The organism is Autumnicola tepida (assembly GCF_031846485.1).
GTDB classification, from domain to species: Bacteria; Bacteroidota; Bacteroidia; order Flavobacteriales; family Flavobacteriaceae; genus Autumnicola; species Autumnicola tepida.
In genome coordinates this window covers 1-664 of record NZ_JAVRHQ010000106.1, presented here as the reverse complement: position 1 = coordinate 664, position 664 = coordinate 1, and the positions used below count along the sequence as shown (strand labels likewise).

Genomic DNA, 664 nt, shown 5'->3' with positions numbered 1-664 from the left:
GAAATACCTGCCGGTAGCACCCGATGAATTGATATATACTCTACCTTTAAAATCTTTATATTCATCAATATCATCATCGTAACGGGTAAGATTGGTATTTGTGGTTCGAAGGCGGTCACTTCCACCCCCGGTAAAGCTAAGATCACCAGCTGTAAAATCTGGTAAATTAATATCTGAGGTTCCCGGGGCGATAGATGCATCATACCAGGAATTGATAATATCTTCAGATAACTGATTATTGTACTCAGACTCTGCAAGCTGTGTTGCTCCAAAATCCCATACATCTGCCAATCCATTTCCTGAAGCTCCATCCTTTAGGATCAATAGATTCAGGGCAGTGTTTTCTGTGATCTCTATACTAGTACTGCCGGTGATTGAATAACCATCGGCACCTTCAAGAGAAATATCATAAGTATCACCTGCAGGCAGGGCTACCGTATAAGTACCTTCAGAAACTGAAGAACTCCAGGTATCACCGCTATCATTGGTGAACACTATACTGTAATCGCCAGGAATATCCAAGGCTGCAGTAACATCTACATTACCGCTTACGGTAGCATTGTTAGCACTTTTCCGAAGGATCCTGAAATAGCTCGGTTTCCCGGTATCATCATATATCTTATAGGTGCCGGAAGCTTCTGCCGTAAAATTTAATTCGGTAATC

General features: G+C 41.9%; 1 protein-coding gene. It reads right to left on the bottom strand.

The features are described from left to right. The coding region (locus RM553_RS19585; protein WP_311536650.1) for a hypothetical protein at positions 1-664 on the bottom strand (664 nt) is incomplete at both ends.